The 16024-nt window shown below is 69.1% G+C and carries 17 protein-coding genes; 4 read left to right on the forward strand and 13 right to left on the reverse strand.

Features of this window, described 5'->3' with window-relative positions; all coding sequences use genetic code 11:
- Positions 1–67: 67 nt before the first annotated feature.
- Positions 68–925, forward strand: coding sequence for an LLM class flavin-dependent oxidoreductase (locus AB5I40_RS09060; protein WP_370937992.1), 858 nt, complete (start codon positions 68–70; stop codon positions 923–925).
- Positions 926–976: 51 nt separating this feature from the next.
- On the opposite strand, the gene AB5I40_RS09065 is transcribed toward AB5I40_RS09060, so the two are convergent.
- The 12 genes from AB5I40_RS09065 to AB5I40_RS09120 all read right to left on the reverse strand — a co-directional run bounded on the left by AB5I40_RS09065 (position 977) and on the right by AB5I40_RS09120 (position 13567).
- On the reverse strand, positions 977–1747 hold the full coding sequence (locus AB5I40_RS09065; protein ID WP_370937993.1) for an Asp/Glu racemase: 771 nt from the start codon (positions 1745–1747) through the stop codon (positions 977–979).
- Positions 1744–2790: a leucyl aminopeptidase gene (locus tag AB5I40_RS09070; protein ID WP_370937994.1), complete on the reverse strand. Its 1047-nt coding sequence runs from the start codon at positions 2788–2790 to the stop codon at positions 1744–1746. Before AB5I40_RS09070 ends, AB5I40_RS09065 begins: the two co-directional genes overlap by 4 nt.
- A 57-nt stretch (positions 2791–2847) precedes the next feature.
- Positions 2848–3690 carry an alpha/beta fold hydrolase gene (locus AB5I40_RS09075; RefSeq protein WP_370937995.1) on the reverse strand — a complete coding sequence of 281 codons (843 nt, stop codon included), beginning with the start codon at positions 3688–3690 and terminating at the stop codon, positions 2848–2850.
- Between the two features lie 10 nt (positions 3691–3700).
- Positions 3701–4360, reverse strand: a complete 660-nt coding sequence (locus AB5I40_RS09080) for an isochorismatase family protein (protein ID WP_370937996.1) — start codon at positions 4358–4360, stop codon at positions 3701–3703.
- Positions 4347–4994, reverse strand: a complete 648-nt coding sequence (locus AB5I40_RS09085; RefSeq protein WP_370937997.1) for an SRPBCC family protein — start codon at positions 4992–4994, stop codon at positions 4347–4349. Before AB5I40_RS09085 ends, AB5I40_RS09080 begins: the two co-directional genes overlap by 14 nt.
- Positions 4991–5488 carry a (2Fe-2S)-binding protein gene (locus AB5I40_RS09090; protein WP_370937998.1) on the reverse strand — a complete coding sequence of 166 codons (498 nt, stop codon included), beginning with the start codon at positions 5486–5488 and terminating at the stop codon, positions 4991–4993. Before AB5I40_RS09090 ends, AB5I40_RS09085 begins: the two co-directional genes overlap by 4 nt.
- Positions 5485–7872, reverse strand: a complete 2388-nt coding sequence (locus AB5I40_RS09095; protein WP_370937999.1) for a xanthine dehydrogenase family protein molybdopterin-binding subunit — start codon at positions 7870–7872, stop codon at positions 5485–5487. The genes AB5I40_RS09090 and AB5I40_RS09095 overlap by 4 nt, the downstream gene beginning before the upstream one ends.
- Positions 7872–8750, reverse strand: a complete 879-nt coding sequence (locus AB5I40_RS09100; protein ID WP_370938000.1) for a xanthine dehydrogenase family protein subunit M — start codon at positions 8748–8750, stop codon at positions 7872–7874. Before AB5I40_RS09100 ends, AB5I40_RS09095 begins: the two co-directional genes overlap by 1 nt.
- Positions 8751–8775: 25 nt before the next feature.
- Positions 8776–10170: an MFS transporter gene (locus AB5I40_RS09105; RefSeq protein WP_370938001.1), complete on the reverse strand. Its 1395-nt coding sequence runs from the start codon at positions 10168–10170 to the stop codon at positions 8776–8778.
- A gap of 41 nt (positions 10171–10211) precedes the next feature.
- Complete coding sequence (locus tag AB5I40_RS09110) at positions 10212–11480, reverse strand: FAD-dependent monooxygenase (RefSeq protein ID WP_370938002.1); 1269 nt, start codon at positions 11478–11480, stop codon at positions 10212–10214.
- Between the two features lie 1194 nt (positions 11481–12674).
- A complete protein-coding gene (locus AB5I40_RS09115) occupies positions 12675–13187 on the reverse strand; it encodes a MarR family winged helix-turn-helix transcriptional regulator (RefSeq protein WP_370938003.1) in 513 nt (170 codons plus the stop codon).
- 125 nt (positions 13188–13312) lie between these two features.
- On the reverse strand, positions 13313–13567 hold the full coding sequence (locus tag AB5I40_RS09120; protein ID WP_370938004.1) for a DUF3703 domain-containing protein: 255 nt from the start codon (positions 13565–13567) through the stop codon (positions 13313–13315).
- Between the two features lie 225 nt (positions 13568–13792).
- On the opposite strand from AB5I40_RS09120, the gene AB5I40_RS09125 reads away from it, so the two are divergent.
- Entirely contained in the window at positions 13793–14329 is a 537-nt protein-coding gene (locus AB5I40_RS09125) for a hypothetical protein (RefSeq protein WP_370938005.1), read from the forward strand.
- Between the two features lie 2 nt (positions 14330–14331).
- Complete coding sequence (locus tag AB5I40_RS09130; RefSeq protein WP_370938006.1) at positions 14332–14841, forward strand: hypothetical protein; 510 nt, start codon at positions 14332–14334, stop codon at positions 14839–14841.
- Between the two features lie 10 nt (positions 14842–14851).
- On the opposite strand, the gene AB5I40_RS09135 is transcribed toward AB5I40_RS09130, so the two are convergent.
- Positions 14852–15592: a methyltransferase domain-containing protein gene (locus AB5I40_RS09135; RefSeq protein ID WP_370938007.1), complete on the reverse strand. Its 741-nt coding sequence runs from the start codon at positions 15590–15592 to the stop codon at positions 14852–14854.
- Here AB5I40_RS09135 and AB5I40_RS09140 point away from each other — a divergent pair.
- Positions 15591–16016, forward strand: a complete 426-nt coding sequence (locus AB5I40_RS09140) for a MerR family transcriptional regulator (RefSeq protein ID WP_370940480.1) — start codon at positions 15591–15593, stop codon at positions 16014–16016. The genes AB5I40_RS09135 and AB5I40_RS09140 overlap by 2 nt on opposite strands.
- The last annotated feature ends 8 nt before the right edge of the window (positions 16017–16024 follow it).

Raw genomic sequence — 16024 nt, forward strand, 5'->3', positions numbered from 1 at the left:
CCTATCTGCTGGACGGTTTTTGTTCCATGGTGTAATCATGTCGTCATGACACGATTTCAGGCGACCCATGCCTGACTACGGCCACGACCTCCAGTTCGGCGTCATCCTCCTGCCGGAAGCCGCCGCCCCCGACACCGCGATCAGGCTCGCCGAAGCCGCCGACGCCGCCGGGCTCGACCTGCTCAGCGTGCCGGACCACCCGTATCGTCCGGACCTGCTCGACGCGTGGACCGTCCTGAGCGTCGTCGCGGCGCGCACCGAACGGCTGCGCGTGTTCCCCAACGTCGCCAACCTGCCCCTGCGCCCGCCCGCCGTGCTCGCACGCTCGGCGGCGAGTCTCGACCTGCTCACCGGCGGCCGCGCCGAACTCGCCCTCGGCGCTGGCGCGTACTGGGACGAAATCGAGGCGCAAGGCGGCCCGCGATACACCCCTGGCGAAGCCTTCGACGCGCTCACCGAAGCGATCGAAGTCGTCCGTGCATTGTGGACACCCGGGCCGCCTGCCACCGTGTCCGGCACTCATCACCGGCTCACCGGCACTCCACCGGGCCCGTTCCCGGCGCACCGGATGGAAATCTGGCTCGGCGCGCTCGGCCCACGCATGCTGCGCCTGATCGGCCGGGCCGCGGACGGCTGGTTGCCGAGCATGACCCGGATCCCGCCGGACCGGCTGCCCGCCGCGCACGCGCTCATCGACGGGGCGGCCCGGAAGGCAGGCCGCTCCCCTGCCGAGATCCGGCGGCTGTACAACCTGCCCGGCGTTCCGTCCGGCAGCATCGGCGAGTGGACTGAACAGCTTGCCGAACTCGCGCTCACGCACGGGATGAGCGCGTTTCTCCTGTCCGTGGACTCCGCCGACGCCGTCCGGTTGTTCGCGCGGGAGGTCGCGCCGCGGGTCCGTGAACTGGTGGCCGCGCGCCGGTAGCCGACGCGGCGAACCCCGAGGACAGGCAGCCTGACCTCGGGGTTCCGCGGACTAAGCAGCCTGAGCGGCGGAAACCTTCCCGCTCAGCAAATGCCCCGCGCCCGGCACCTCCGGCCGTACCCCCAGCTCGGAAAGAATCCGGAACGTAGTAGCCGTAGCCGCCGAAAGCACCGGAATCCCCACGGCGTCCTGAACCGGCTGGATCGACGGCAGCGACGGCATCTGCACGCAAGCCGACAGCACCAGCGCGTCCGCCCGCGAAAGGTCCAGTTTCCGGTAGTGCGCAAGAAGATCCGCCGGATCCAGCCGCGCCACCGCGAGGTTGTCGGGCACCTCCAGCGAGAGCGAATCGACCACCTCGACGCCCGCGTCCTCCAGGTACTCGATCACCGCCTGGGTCAACGGCTTCATGTACGGCGTCACGATCGCGACCCGCTTCGCCTCCAGTGCGGCGATCCCGGACAACAGCGCGCCCGCCGACGAAACCACCGGCGCGTCCGAGCCTTCGGCACGCAACGCCGACGTGATCGATTCCTCGGCGGTGCAGTGATATCCCGGCCCCTGCGCCATGATCGCGACCAGACACGCGGTCGCGACGACGCCGGGCCGCGCGTCCGCCAGCTCGGTGGCCGCGCGTTCTGCCTGGGCGTTCATGGCGCGCAACTGCTCCGGCGTCACGTGCTGCATCCGCGCGCGGGCGGAGTGGAAGACGAACCGGTCCTCCGGGTACAGCTCCTCACGAGCGCGCAGCATCCGCGGCAGTTCGGTTTCCATGGTCAGGTTGGAACTCGGGACGATCATCCCGATGCGGTGGTCGGTCATCGCTTCGCCGCCGGGCGCATGTCCTGCACGGTCAGCTCGCCCGCGTCGACGATCAGCTCGTCGTCGAGGTACAGGCTGTTGCCGCGCATCGGGATGTCGAAGTGGCACGCCGTGTCGTTCGGGCCGCCGAGTTCGTTGTTCGGGCCGATCGAGAACATCACGTTGCCGTAGAAGCTGCGCAGCTCCATGCCCATGCCGCCGGGGAACTGGGTCAGCCCGTGCCAGTGCGCCCGCTCGTCGAGGCCCCAGCCGACGTGCGACATGCCGTAGCCGCGCGGGTCGTGGAACGATTCGATGTAGCTGCGCAGCAGGTCGGCGTCGAGGCCGGACGAACCCGCGCCGCCGCGGATGTCCTGGATGAAGCCCTTTTCGATGGTCAGCTCGACCGGCGTCCGCACGTAGGTGTTGAACGGCAGCAGCACGTCGCCGGGCGCGAGCACGATCTTGCCGTCCACGCCGTCGTCGGACCCGCCGGTGAAGACGAACGCCGCGGGCCAGTGGTCCCAGCGGCCGGGCTGGTCGGTGTAGCCGTACTCGCTCATCGTCGGGTACACGCCCAGCTGGTAGGTCACGTCCGTCCCGTGTGGACTGGTGATCCGCATGGTCTTGGCCTTGGCCAGCAGTTCCGCGCCGATCTCGACGCGCTCGCGCAGTTCCTTCGTCGGCATCAGCCGGGCCAGCAGCTCGGGCGGTTCGACGGCGGTCAGGATCCGGGTGCCGGCGGCCTGGATCGCGAACTGCTCCTCGCTGAACAGCAGGAACGTGCAGTCCACGACCATGTCCGCGGCCTTCAGCGCGTCCACCGCGAGCGGCAGCTGGTCAAGGCCGGACTGCCCGACGGCCCACGCGCCGGACGCGCTCGCCGGCGACGGCAGCCGCATGTGATAGGTCGCCGCGCCGAGCTGCTGGGCGGCCCAGAGGAAGGCGTCCGCGTACTCCGCGCGCTCGGCGCCGCGCGTCAGCACGACGACCGTCTCCCCCTCGTGCACGCCGGAAAAAGTCAGCTGGCGCAAGCAGATGTCGTTGAACAGGTTCTGGTCCATGGCGACCTCCTTTATTGTCCGAATACGGATTATCCGAGTGCGAAAAACACGCCGGGGTCAGCGCGCGAGCAGGTCTTTCAGGGCCGAGCGCAGTGCCCGCAGGGCGGGCCCGGGTTCGTCCCAGAAGATCATGTGCCCGGCGTTCTCGATGCCGACCAGCGGATGCGCCGGGTTGGCCTCCGCGAGCGCGGCGACGTCCGTCTGTGTCACCACGGGACTGTCCGAACCGAACAGCAGCACGGCCGGTCCGGCCAGTTTTTCCCACAGCGGAAGGAATTCCTCGGACTCGAACCCGGCGTGCGTCGCGGCGATCGCGGTTCGGGAGCACGACGCGAGCCAGCCAGCGCGCAGTTCCTGCTCGCGGCGCGGCCACCGGGGCCATGAGGCGGCGACCTCGTCGGCGTCGGTTCCGCGCTGGGCTTGGTCGAGTTGAGCGGCGAATGTGTCCACAGTGGTCGGATAGGGCCGGTCGGCGTTGCTCATCGGCGGGTCCGCCAGGATCGTGCCTTGAGCGGAATGCGCGGCCTTGGCGGCGATCCGCGCGCCCATCGAGTGGCCGAACAACAGCGGCTCAGAAAGCTGGAGCTGATCGATGACTGCCTCGACGTCCGAAGCGTAGGCATCGAGGTCGTAGCCGGGTCCGTCGTCGGACAGACCGCGGCCGCGGATGTCCAGCACCAGCGGGCGGACCAGGTCGGTCAGCTCGCGGGCGACGAAGTCCATGGTGATCGCCGGGCTGGTGATGCCGGGCAGGATCACGAGCGGGACGCCGTCGGCCGGGCCGTAGTCGAGGACGTGCAGCCGGACAGAACCGGAGCGTACCCAGACGCTGGCCGCCGGGACGTTCGCCAGCTCGGCGAGCGCGGGCTGGGTCAGCACCCGGTCGGAAACTGAAGACATACGGCAACTCCTAGCGGGCTTTGGCGAGCAGCTCGACGCCCTCGCTCAGGCCGACCACGTCGGCGTATTTGGCTTGCAGGTCAAAGAGAGCGGCGTCGTGCGGTCCGCGCGCACGGTCGCCGCAGGCGTCCCGGACGACGAGCGTGTTGAAGCCGGACTGCACGGCGTCGACGGCGGTGGCTCGTACGCAACCCGAAGTCGTCGCACCGCAGACCAGCACAGTGTCCGCGCCGAGGCCGCTGAGCAGGGCGGCGAGGCTCGTTCCGTGGAACGCGGACGCGCCCTTCTTGGCGATGAGGTGGTCTTCGTCGCGCCGTTCCAGCCGCGGATCGAGCGCGACTTCGGCGCTTCCGTCGCGGAGGCTGCGCATGCCGGGAGCCTTGCGCAGCCACGCGACGGCGTCGCCGTCCGCCTCGGCGGGGGTGTAGCTGATCGCGGTGTAGACGACCGGGGCTCCGCTCTCGTGCGCGGCTCGGACCAGCGCGTCCGCGGCTTCGACTTCGGCGGAAAGGTCTGCGCCGGAAGGGAAATCCGGTTCGGTGAAGCCGCGGGTCAGGTCGACCACGACCAGCACCGGCGCGGTCCCCCTCGGCACCGCGGCGCCGAAACCGGCACGGGCGTAGGTCTGGTCGGTCTCGGTGCCGTGCAGTCCGTTCTCAGTCGCGTTCACGCAGCAGCTCCTTGATCAGTTTGTTCTGCGACCGGACCCGGCCCAGCAACCAGCCTTGGAACAGCCCGAGCGCGCCTGCTGCGACGACCGGGAGGTAGCGCTTCGCGTTGGGCGGGAGCAGCATCGCCAGACCGTCGAGCGAATCCGAGGCAGGCGCGGCAGCAGTCGTCTTCGGCTCGGGCGCGGCACCGCCGTTTTCCAGCAGCTGACCGAGATTCTGTGCGAACTGCTGCAGGATCCGGTTCGACACCGTGCTGATCGCGCCCTTGCCGAACTGCGCGATCTTGCCCCGCACCACGAGATCCGTGTGCAGATTCAGCGACGACCCCTTCGGACCGGGCACCAGAGTCAGCGTGACGTCCGCTTCGGCGTCGCCGTTGCCGTGGCTGTCCGCGCCCCGGGCCGACAGCCGCAGCCGCCGCTCGCCCTCGGCGATCTCGGTGAACCGCACCTTGCCCGCGTACGCGGCGCTGACCGGGCCGACCTTGAACTTGACCTTGCCGAGGTAGGACTCGCCGTCCCGGCCCTCCAGCACCGCGCCGGGCAGGCAGCCCGCGACCCGCTCGACGTCGTTGAGCAGCGCGAACACCGTGTCCGGATCGCCGGGGAGGTCAAGGGTGTTCTCGAGAATCATCGGACAGCGTCCTCTTTCCTGCCGGTTCGCTTGGCGGCGGTCGCCTCGATCGCGTCCACAATGGTCTGATACCCGGTGCAGCGGCACAGGTTCGACGACACCGTCTCCCGGATCTCCTCGCGCGTCGGCGACGGCTCCTGCGCGAGGAATCCTTCGGCCAGCATGAGGAACCCGGGCGTGCAGAAACCGCACTGCAACCCGTGGTGTTCCGAAAACGCCTGCTGCAAATCGTTCGGTTCTTCCGGCGTGCCGAGGTCTTCGACAGTCCGGATCGCGCAGCCTTCCGCCTGGACGGCGTACATCAGGCAGGCGCGCACCGGTTCACCGTCGACCAGAATCGTGCACGCCCCGCAGACGCCGTGCTCACAACCGACGTGCGTGCCGGTGAGGCCCACGTTGTGCCGCAACACATCGAGCAGCGTCCACCGGGGTTCGACGAGCAGTTCGTGCTCCTCGCCGTTGACGGTCAGGACGATCAGCTGTTTGTCGGTCATGCGCCGGTGCCCGCTTTCTCCCGGTCGGCCGCGGTCAGCGCGGCGAGGACGGCTTCGGGGTGGATCGGGGTCTGCTCCAGCTGGACCCCGGTGCGCCAGAGGAGGTCGTTGACCGCGTTCAGCACCGCCGCGGGCGCGCCGATCGTGCCGCCCTCCCCTGCTCCCTTCGCGCCGCTTTCGGTGAAGGCGCATGGGGTTTCGAGGTGGTCGACGGTGATGTCGGGGATCTCCGCGGCGGTCGGGACGAGGTAGTCGATGAAGCTCGCCGCCGACGGTTCGCCGTTCTCGGCGTAGGTGACCTCCTCGAACAGCGCGCCGGCGATGCCCTGCGCGATGCCGCCGCGCGCCTGCCCGTCGACCACCTTCGGGTTGATCACCACGCCGCAGTCCTCGACACAGGCGTAGCGGAGGATTTTGACCTGGCCAGTGCCCGGGTCGGCCTCCACCACGACCGCGTGGGTGGCGTTCGAGAACGTACCGTCGCCGGGGACGTCGAACGCGGCGGTGGCGGTGAGCGTCGGCTCGGCTTCCTTGGGCAGCAGGTGGCTGCGCAGGTACGCGACGTCGGCGATCTCCTCGAACGAGAGCCGTCGGTCGGGGTCGTCGAGCTGGATCACTCCCCCGTCACCGTCGAGTCCGACGTTCTCGACGCGGGTGTCCAGCAGGTGCGCCGCGATGACGCAGAGCTGCTCGCCCAGCCGGGTCGCCGCCGTCGCCACCGCGGAGCCGCCGATGGTCACCGACCGCGAGGCGAAAGTGCCCCAGCCGTAGGAAATCCGCTCGGTGTCGCCTTGCCGCAGCTTGACCTTGGCGAGGTCCACGCCGAGCCGTTCCGCGACGATCTGCGCGAACGTCGTTTCGTGGGATTGTCCGTGGTTGATCGTGCCGCTGGTGACCACGACGGAGCCGGTGAGGTCCATCCGGATCTCGCTCACGTCGAACCCGGGGACGACGGTCATCTTCCGCTTCGCGAACGCCTCGGAACCGTAGCCGGTGCGCTCGGAGAAGCAGCTGTAGCCGATGCCGATGTGCGGGTTCTTCCCGCGCAGGTCGTACCAGCCCTCGTCGCGGAGGATCTTTTCGCCCAGCTCCAGCGATTCGAGGTAGCTGCCCGGGTCGTAAGTCACCTTGTTGATGCCCGTGTACGGGAACTCGGTGATCACATTGCGCCGGCGGATCTCCACCGGGTCGAGGCCGAGCCTGCGCGCGGCCAGGTCCATGATCCGCTCCATCACCATGACGTACTGCGGACGGCTGACCCCGCGATACGGCGCGGTCGGCGCTTTGTTGCTGGTGATCGCCCTCGCCCGGACGCGATATGCCGGAACCCGGTACACCGACGGCATTTCCGCCGCCGCCATCAGCGGTTCGATGCCGACGGTGAACGGATAGCACGAGTACGCGCCCATGTCGCACACGATGTCGGACTCCAGCGCGGTCAACTGGCCATCCTCGGTGAACGCTGCGCGCGTGCGGTACCGCTGCTCGCGCGCGAGGAAGCCGGACGCGAGGGCTTCGCTGCGGTCCTCGATCCATTTCACCGGACGCCGCAACAGTTTCGCCGCGGCCGCGACCGCGATTTCCTCCCGCCCGACCACGCATTTCTGTCCGAAGCCGCCGCCCATGTCCGGGACCACCACGCGCACCGACCGCTCCGGAATCCGCAGCGAACGCGCCAGCACGGTACGGACCTGGTGCGGCACCTGGCTGCAGGTCTGGACGAGAAGCTGCTCGTCGCGGTCGTCCCAGGACGCCACCGCGCCGCGCGTCTCCAGCGGCAACGCGTTCTGCCGCCCGCTGCGGGTGACGAGCTCGATCACGCACCCGTCCGCGAACGCTTCGTCCACGCCCGGGGTGTCGAACGACGTGACATCCAGCAGCACGTTGCTCGGCGCGTCCTCGTGCACCAACGGCGCGTCCTCAGCGAGCGCGGTCTCCTCGGACACGACGGCGTCGAGGACCTCGTAGCCGACCTGCGCGGCCTCGATGCCGTCCTCGACCGCGTACGGATCCTTCGCGATGACCAGCGCGATCGGCTCGCCGACGAACCGCACCTTTCCGCGCGCGAGGATCGGCATCGTGGTCGGCGTGAACTCCTCCGGCGGACGGTCCAGCAGCGCGACCATGTCGCCGAGCTGGAGATCTTCCGCCGAGTACGCGGCTACGACACCGTCCACCTCCCGGGCGGCGCTGAGGTCGAGTTCGGTGATCTTGCCGTGTGCGACGGTCGCTCGCACGAACCCGGCGTGCAGCATGCCGTGGAGGTGAATGTCGTCCACGAACCGTCCCCGGCCGGTGACCAGCCGAGGATCCTCGCGGCGGCGCACGGACGCGCCGATCCACTTGCCGCCCCGGCCGTCGAACCTGGGTTCTTCGGATGCCATCAGCGCTCTCCCCTCTCCCACGCCTGGCCCAAACTTCGTGCCACCAACGTCCGCGTCAGCGCACGCCGATAGTCCGCGCTGCCCTGCGCGTCGCCCCGCGGATCAATCGCCTCCGCCGCCGCCCGGCCGCACTCAGCGAACAACTCCGGCCCCGGCTCGCCGCCCGCCAGCACCTCCTCGGCCTCCGGAACCCGCAACGGCGCGGGCGCGACCCCGCCGAGCACCACGCGGCCGCCTTCCAGCGAACCGTCCGTGCGAGGTTCGAGCGTCACCGCCGCCGCGACCGTCGCGAAATCCCCAGCCCGCCGGGAAAACTCGGTCAACGCGGCTTTAGGCGCGGCCCGGGTGAACCGGACCTCGGTCACGACCTCGTCCGCCTCCACCGCAGTCGCGTAGAAGCCGTAGAACATCTCCCCCGCCGGGATCTCGCGGCGGCCGTTCGGCCCTTCGGCGACGATCACCGCGTCCAGCAGCAGCGCGAGCATGCACCACTCCGCGGTGGCGTCGCCGTGCACGAGGCTGCCGCCGACCGTGCCGCGCGACCGGATCGGCAGGTGCCCGACGTACCGCATCGCCTCCGCCAGCACGGCGAAACCCGGGCCGAACTGGGCTAACTCGACCTGGCGATGCGTCGTCATCGCGCCGATGCGGAGCGTCGAACCGGACTGGACGATGTCCGTCATCCCCGGCAGGTCCCGCAGCCGCCCGAGGTCGACCAGGTCGCTCGGGCGGGCCAGGCGGAAGCTCATCATCGGCATCAGGCTCTGCCCGCCCGCGATCGCTTTCGGCTCCCGCCCTTGCCCGGCGAGGTCGGAAAGCAGGCCGACGGCGTCGGCGACGTCGTGCGCCCGGTGGTAGGCGAACGCGGCGGGCTTCATGCGATTCCCTTTCTGCTGGGCAGAATCAGACTGCGTCCATTTCGGACTGGTGCGGCGCGGGCGCGGTCTCGCCGTCGATGTGGTCCAGCTCCCGGCCCCGGGTTTCCGGTGCACAGAAGACCATGAACACCACGGCCCCGACGACGAGCAGGCCGAGCAGCGTGAACGTCAGCGGCAACCCGAGCACCGGCCACAGCACACTGCCGAACAGCAACGGCGCGAACCCGGTCACCGCCCGGCTCGACGACGACGCCCAGCCGAAGCCCGACGCGCGCAGCTCCGTCGGGTACAGCTCGGACACGAAGGCGTACATCACCGGGATGACGATGAGCGAGAACAGCCCGAACGCGCCGATCGCCACCACCGCGGCCCCGGCCGACCCGAGCACCAGCGAGAAAATCACCAGCGTGACCGCGGCGAGCGGCCCGGCCGCGGCGATCACCCGCTTGCGGCCGATGCGGTCCACGAGCAACACCGCCACCACGACTCCGACGATACCGAGCGCGTTCATCAAAGTGGTCGAGGCGAACGCGGCGATCTCCCCGAAGCCTTGTGCCTTGAGGATCGACGGCATCCAGCTCAGCGCGGCGTAGTACACCAGCATCACGGTGATGAACAACGCCCAGGCGACGCCGGTGACCTTCGGGTTGTACGCCCACACCCGGCGCAACTGGTCGACCGCCGCGAACAACCCGCCGCCGCGCTTGTCCTCCTCGATCGCCGGCGGAATCCGGTACTGCTCCTTCGGCGCGCCCGTGCGCTCGACGAGATCGTCGATGACCAGCCGGGCTTCCGCCTCGCGTCCCTTGCGCACCAGGTACAACGGCGATTCCGGAACCCCGCGCCGCGCCCAGAACAACAGCACCGCGGGCAGGATCATCAGGACCAGCATCCACCGCCAGTTCCCGGAAACCGGAACCAGCAACGTCGCCGACGCCCCCGCCAGCGTCGTGCCGACCGGCCACCAACCGTCCATTGCGGACAGTACGCGCCCGCGTTGCTTGCGCGGCGAGAATTCGCTGACAATGGCGTAATCCACCGGAATACACCCGCCGAGCCCCACTCCGGCAAGGAACCGCAGCAGCAAGAACACTTCGATGTTCGGCGACAACGCCGCGAATACCGAGAAGAAAGCGAACAACAGCAACGTAATGCTGAACGCGCGCTTGCGGCCGATCCGGTCCGCGACCGTCCCCCAGGCGACCGCCCCCACCGCCATGCCGATCAAGTTGGCGGTGGCGACGAACCCCCGCTGCGTGGCCGACAGCCCGAATTCCGTGCCCACCAACGGGGTGAGGAATCCGTTCAGTGCCACGTCCCAGGCGTCGAACATGTAGCCGAGCCCGCCGATGAGGAAGATCTTGCCCTGGACGCGCCAGCGCCACGGCAAGTCTTGGACCACCTGGTCTCCGGTACGCATAGCCTTTGCTCCTTTGCGAAGTCTGCGTGTGCCGTTTCGTGCTATCGGGCGAACTGGTAGTGAATGGATTCGTTGTCGGGGTCGCCCAGCGGGGTTCCGTTCCACAGCCAGTCGTAGGACACATCGGACTCGCCGTCGAAGCTCCGGAGCTTTTCGTCGCGCTCGCGCTGCTCCGGACCGTCCGGGAGGTGGTAGAAGCTCATGTTCCGCAGCGACGCGTCCTGAACCATCCCAGCATGTTTCGCGCGCCGGTGCACGTACCGGGTCAACGCGCTGTCGATCCCCTCGCGAGTCGCCTGCCCCAGCTCCTCCGCGAGAACCGCCCCGTCCTCCATCGCCTGCGACGCCCCTTGCGCCTGGTACGGAAGCATTGCGTGGCAAGCGTCCCCGAGCAACGCGACGCGCCCGTCCACCCACACCGGATCGCGCCGCCGCCGGTACATCGCCCAGACCGAGACGTCGTCCTTGGCCTTCGACAGCATCGTCGGCACGCGATCGTCCCAATCGGAGTATTCCGCCGCGAGCTGCTCCGCGCTGGCCGGTGCGCTCCAGTTTTTCTCGACTTCCTCCGTGCACGGCACAATCGCCACCACGTTCAGGAATTCGCCGCCGCGGATCATGTAGTGGACGAGGTGCTTGTCCGGGCCGTACCAAATCGTGGAGTGATAGCGGTCGACCAGGAACCTCGTTGCCGGGTCCGCCGCGATCGAGTCTCCTGGGATCAAGGCCCGGTACGCCATCTCGCCGGAGAAGGCGAGGGTATCGTCGAATCCGGCCAGATCCCTTACGGCAGAACGAATCCCGTCCGCACCCACGACGACGTCGCCCTCGAACCGCCGCCCGTCCTCGGTGATCACGGCGGGCCGCTCCGGGTTGCCGCGATCAAGGTCGACCACCTTTGCCGCAGTCGCTACCTTGACGACCGGCCCTGCTCCTTCGGGGTCGATACACGCTTTCAGGAGAACGGAATGCAGGTCCGCCCGGTGGTAATGCCAGTACGGTGCGCCGTACTGCTCGACGACCCGCTGGCCGAGCGGGAGCTGCGCGATGATGCTGCCGTCGGCCCAGCGCCGCCGGACCTGGTCCTGCGGCTCGCACCTGACTTTTTGGAGCTCGGCCCGCAACCCCAGCCCGATGAGAATCCGGCTCGCGTTGGGCGCCGTCTGGATCCCGGCCCCGATCTCGCCCAGCTGCGGCGCCGCTTCGACCACGGTGACCCGCAACCCGCGCTGCCGCAACGACAAGGCGGCGCACAACCCGCCCAACCCGCCGCCGGCGACCACTACCTCGAACGACTGACTCGCCGCCACCTGCTGACCTCCTACCGCTAGCCGCTTCCGGCAGACCCGCACCCGGACGCGGTTAATCCGAACACGGATTATCCGAACACGCAATAGTCGGCGGGGAAGTTTTGCGGGGTGGGGTGTTTTGGGTGCGGTGGGTGGCGGGGTGGTTACCCGGCGAGGTGGGGCAAGGGGGTGCGGGGGCTGTTGCGACTTGGGGTGTTGAGCGGGCGGATTCGGTTGAGTTGCCACAGCCGGGTAGCTGCGGTCGATTTCGCAGTGCTGGATCATCCCGGCTGGACTGGTCGCGCAGGAATGTTCCGGCGGGGCTGGTGCTGCGGGATTGTTCCGGCTAGGCCCGGTGTCGCAGGACTGTTCCGGCCGGACTGATGCTGCGGGACTGTTCCTGGCGGGCTGGTACCGCAGGAATGCTCCCGCCGGACCGATGCCGCGGGACTGTTCCTGGCGGGCTGGTACCGCAGGAATGCTCCCACCGGACCGATGCCGCGGGACTGTTCCTGGCGGGCAGGCACCGCACGAATGTTCCCGCCGGACTGATCCCGCAGCACTGCTCCGGCCGAACCAGCGCCGCAGGATCGTTCCCGCCGGACTTGATGCTGCGGGGCTGTCGGCTAGGCCCGGTGTCGCAGGACCGTTCCGACCGGGCCGATGCTGCGGGACTGCTCTTGGTGGGCTGGTACCGCACGAATGTTCCCGCTGGACTGGTACTGCAGGTCTGTTCCGGCTAGGCCCGGTGCCGCAGGACTATTCCCGCCGGACAGATCCCGCAGCACCACTCCAGCCAAACCAGTGCTGCGGGATCGTTCCTGGCAGACCGGCGCTGCGGGCCCGTCCCGAACGGATTGGCTTTACGCGGCGAGGCTGTCCGCGAGGGCTCCCCTCCCGAAACCATGGTGCGGTGGGGCACCCCGAAGCCAAGTGTGCTGACGGTCTGGGGTTGCTTGTCAAGGCGGGAAAGATGCCTTGACAAGCAACCCCAGACCGCAGGGAGGCTTCGTATCGGGGTGCAGGGCAGGGGCTGGGTGCCTCGACAGTCGGGTGCGCAGGTGACTGTTGGCGGAGGGCATGCGAAGGGCTCCTTGAGGGAATCTGATTCCCTCAAGGAGCCCTTCACGGACTTGCGCTGGTCGTGAGGGGAACCCTGACGGAATCAGAGTTCCTGAGGGTTCCCCTCAGGACCCACGCGAGCGACCAAGCGCGTCAAATCTCCGACCGCTCGGCAACCGCCTCCCACAACGCACCTAACTCGTTCAGCATCCCCGCGATCTCCGCCCGCCGGTCCTCCGGGCAGTCCGCCAGCAGCGCCTGATCCAGCTTCCGCGTCCGCCGAGTCACCTCGCGGAACGCGGCCGCCCCGTCCTCCGTCAGCGTCAGCACCTTCGCCCGAGCATCATGCGGCGCGGGACCCCGCGCGATCAGGCCCCGGTTCTCCAATCGCCGACACACGTCAGCCATCGTCGAGGTATCCAGCGCCACGGCCTTGGCCAACGCGGTCTGATCAAACCCCGGATAAGCCCGCACCGCCGACAGCACCGCGAACTGCGGCCCGGTCAGCACCGAATCGACATGCCGATTCCAAGCCGCCAAATACGCCTGATACAGCCGCCGAGCCCCATATCCCGGCGCCGCGGCAAGATCCGCCGGCGCCTCCAGGCTGACCCGACGCCCCGTCCGGGAGCCGCTTTTCGCTGACCCGCCCACTGCTGTCGACATCCCTCGACCTTAACTGCGCACCCGCGCCCCGGCAGACCGTCCGGTCCGCCGCAAGCCTGTCCCCGCATCCCTGCCCGCCCATAATAGTACGTCCCCGGACAAAGTGCGGCTCGGGCACGCACCGCTCAGGCGGCACCGGCCGGTTTCCGGTCGAACAGGGCAGCCCCGCCCATCAGGAAGAGCTGCGCGACCGCCCGATCGAACCGTCGCTGCTTCCACGCGGTGGCCAACAGTCCCCGGTGCGCCGCGAGGTGGTCGGCCAGCACGTCGTGGCCGAGGTTGTGCGCACGCCCGAAATGCCGGTAGGCCGCCCGGTAATCCCGCGCCGCCAGCGCAGCCCGGCCCCGGTCCATCTCACCTTGGTACTCAGTGTCCGCCATCAGCCCTCCCCTTCCCCTTGCAGCATAGGCAAAACACGGGAGGAGCCGCGGAGCACGCGACCGTGCCAAACACCCCGATTCGCACCCCGTCAGGCGATTCGCGCGAAATGGCACCCAAGAACAGATGAATACCCCGCAGCAGAACGGCTCCACCCCGAGAATCGCATCTCCCATCAATCCGGCCACCGACGCCGGATCTCCTTGCGGGACTGGCAAGATCCACTCATGACGACGGAGCCGTTCCCATCCTCGCCGCCTGTCCGCCTCGAGGTACTCGCCGACATAGTCCGGGACGAACTCCTGGCTGCCGGATTGCCGCTGACCCACCGGGCGGGCGCCGGCGCGGCAGTCAGCGTCGACAGCCCGGACCATCGCGGCGTAGTGGTCCACTGGCAGCAGAGCAGCCAGTTCAACGACGCGCTGATGGCCGCGTGGGGCGACGATCCCCACCACGAAGGAGAGGAATTCGCCGCCTTCACCAAGCAAGGCGACGCGGTCAGGGAAGCGATGGCCGAGGCGTTGCTCGAGATCCTCACGGCCGCCGGGTTCGCGGCTCGCCGGATCGACAGTGCCCACGTCTCCGATGAAATTCTGGTCACCCAGCGGCTCGCCACCTCCCCGTGGCAAGCTCGCCGAAGCGCCCGGAGCGCGGCGCGGATGGACAAAATGCAAGCAGCCTGGGCAGCTCGGTCCGCCGCCGGATGCGGGAACCCTGACTGCGAAACGCACTGCCCGAGCACCGACGGCACCGGGAGGGCCTAGGCGTGACCGCGAACGAACCCGCCCGGCTGCACCGCCTCGAAGCCCTCGTCCGGATCGTCCAGGACGAACTCGTCGCGGCCGGACTGCGGGTGATCCCCGACCCGGCGCCGACCGGCGTGTCCGGCGCGATCGTCGCCGTCCGCCGTCCGGAACTCGACGACGTGCTGGTCTCGTGGCAGCTAGGCCCGCAACTCGTCGACGCGGCACACGAGGCTTGGGGAGACGACCCGCATCACGAACGCGAAGAATGCGCCGCTTTCGCGAAACTCACCTCCGCGATCGACGAGTCGATGGCCAACGCGATGCTCGCGATCCTCGCGGCGGGAGGACTCGAAGCCGCCCGGATCGGGTCCTGCGACCTCCTGGTGACCCAGCGCCTGGCCGTGTCCCCGTGGCAAGCCCGCCGCAACGCCGAGTTCGAGTCGCGGTACGAGAAGATGCTGGCAGCCTGGAACGCCCGAAACGATGCGAACTGCCCGAAGTCCGACGGCGAGACGCACCAAACCCCGTAGCCCCAACGAATCAAGGCCGAGCAGCCGCCGCGACGAATAACGGAACCGCCACGAAGAACCGACCGTCCGTGGCGCGGTCGGCCTGTTCCGCGATCCACGCGTCAGCGAGTTCTCGGTCGATCGCTCCGGCCGCGCGAGCCGCTTCGGCGAGGCCGGTCGCCATCGGCAGCATCGTGGCGTCGGTGAAGACCGCCGTCGGCGCCTCGACCGAAACGTCGGTGAACCCGTTGTCCAGCAGCAGAGTCCGGTAGGAGCGGGCGACCGAGGGGTTGGTCACCAGGTCCGCGCGGGCGTGGACGATCGTGCGGGTCAGCGCGGGGTCGTCGGAGTCGATCACGACGGTGTCCCAGTCCTGGCCCGCCAGCACGATCCGTCCGCCCGGTGCCAGCACGCGGCGAGCCTCGGCGAAGGCTGCCGTCAGATCGCGAACGTCGTGGAACACCTTGTCCGCGCGGTACCCGGCCACGGAACCGTCCGCGAGCGGCAGCGCTTCCGCGGTTCCCGCCTCGAAGTCCAGCCGCGGCCAGCGTTGGCGGGCGGCGAGAAGCATCCCCGGGTCGGGGTCGACGCCGACCGCCTTCGCCCCGCGTCCGGCGAGTTCGGCGACGGCCCGGCCGGCGCCGCAGCCGACGTCCGCCACCGCCTGTCCGGGGTCGAGGCGAAGCAGGTCGTAGGTACGTGCGCGCAGGCTGGCCGCGCCGGGCAGCGCGTCGGCGGCGTCGAGCAGGCGGATGAGGGTCTCGGTGGACATGCCCGCCATGCTGCGACTTAATGACGACATGAAGTCAAGCGAGCTGACCATCGGCGCGGCGGCCGAGCGTTTCGGCCTGGCGACGCACGTCCTGCGGCACTGGGAATCGGTCGGCCTGCTGACCCCGGCGCGCGTCACCGGCTCCCGCCGCCGCTACGGCGAGGACGACCTCCGCCGGATCGCAATCATCCTGCGGGCCAAAGAAGCCGGTTTCAGCTTGGAAGACATCGGCGCGCTGCTCACCGCGCGCGAACCCGGGCAGCGCACACACCTCTTGCGCCGACGCCGGACCGAGCTGGCCGCGCGGATCGCCGAAGCCCAAGCGTCGCTCGACCTGGTCGACTGCGCCCTCGGCTGCGACCACGACGATCTCGCATCGTGCCCGCATTTCCAGGCAGTCGTCGAAAGCCGGGGTTCAGCCTGAGCCGCACA

The organism is Amycolatopsis sp. cg13 (assembly GCF_041346965.1).
Lineage (GTDB): Bacteria > Actinomycetota > Actinomycetes > Mycobacteriales > Pseudonocardiaceae > Amycolatopsis.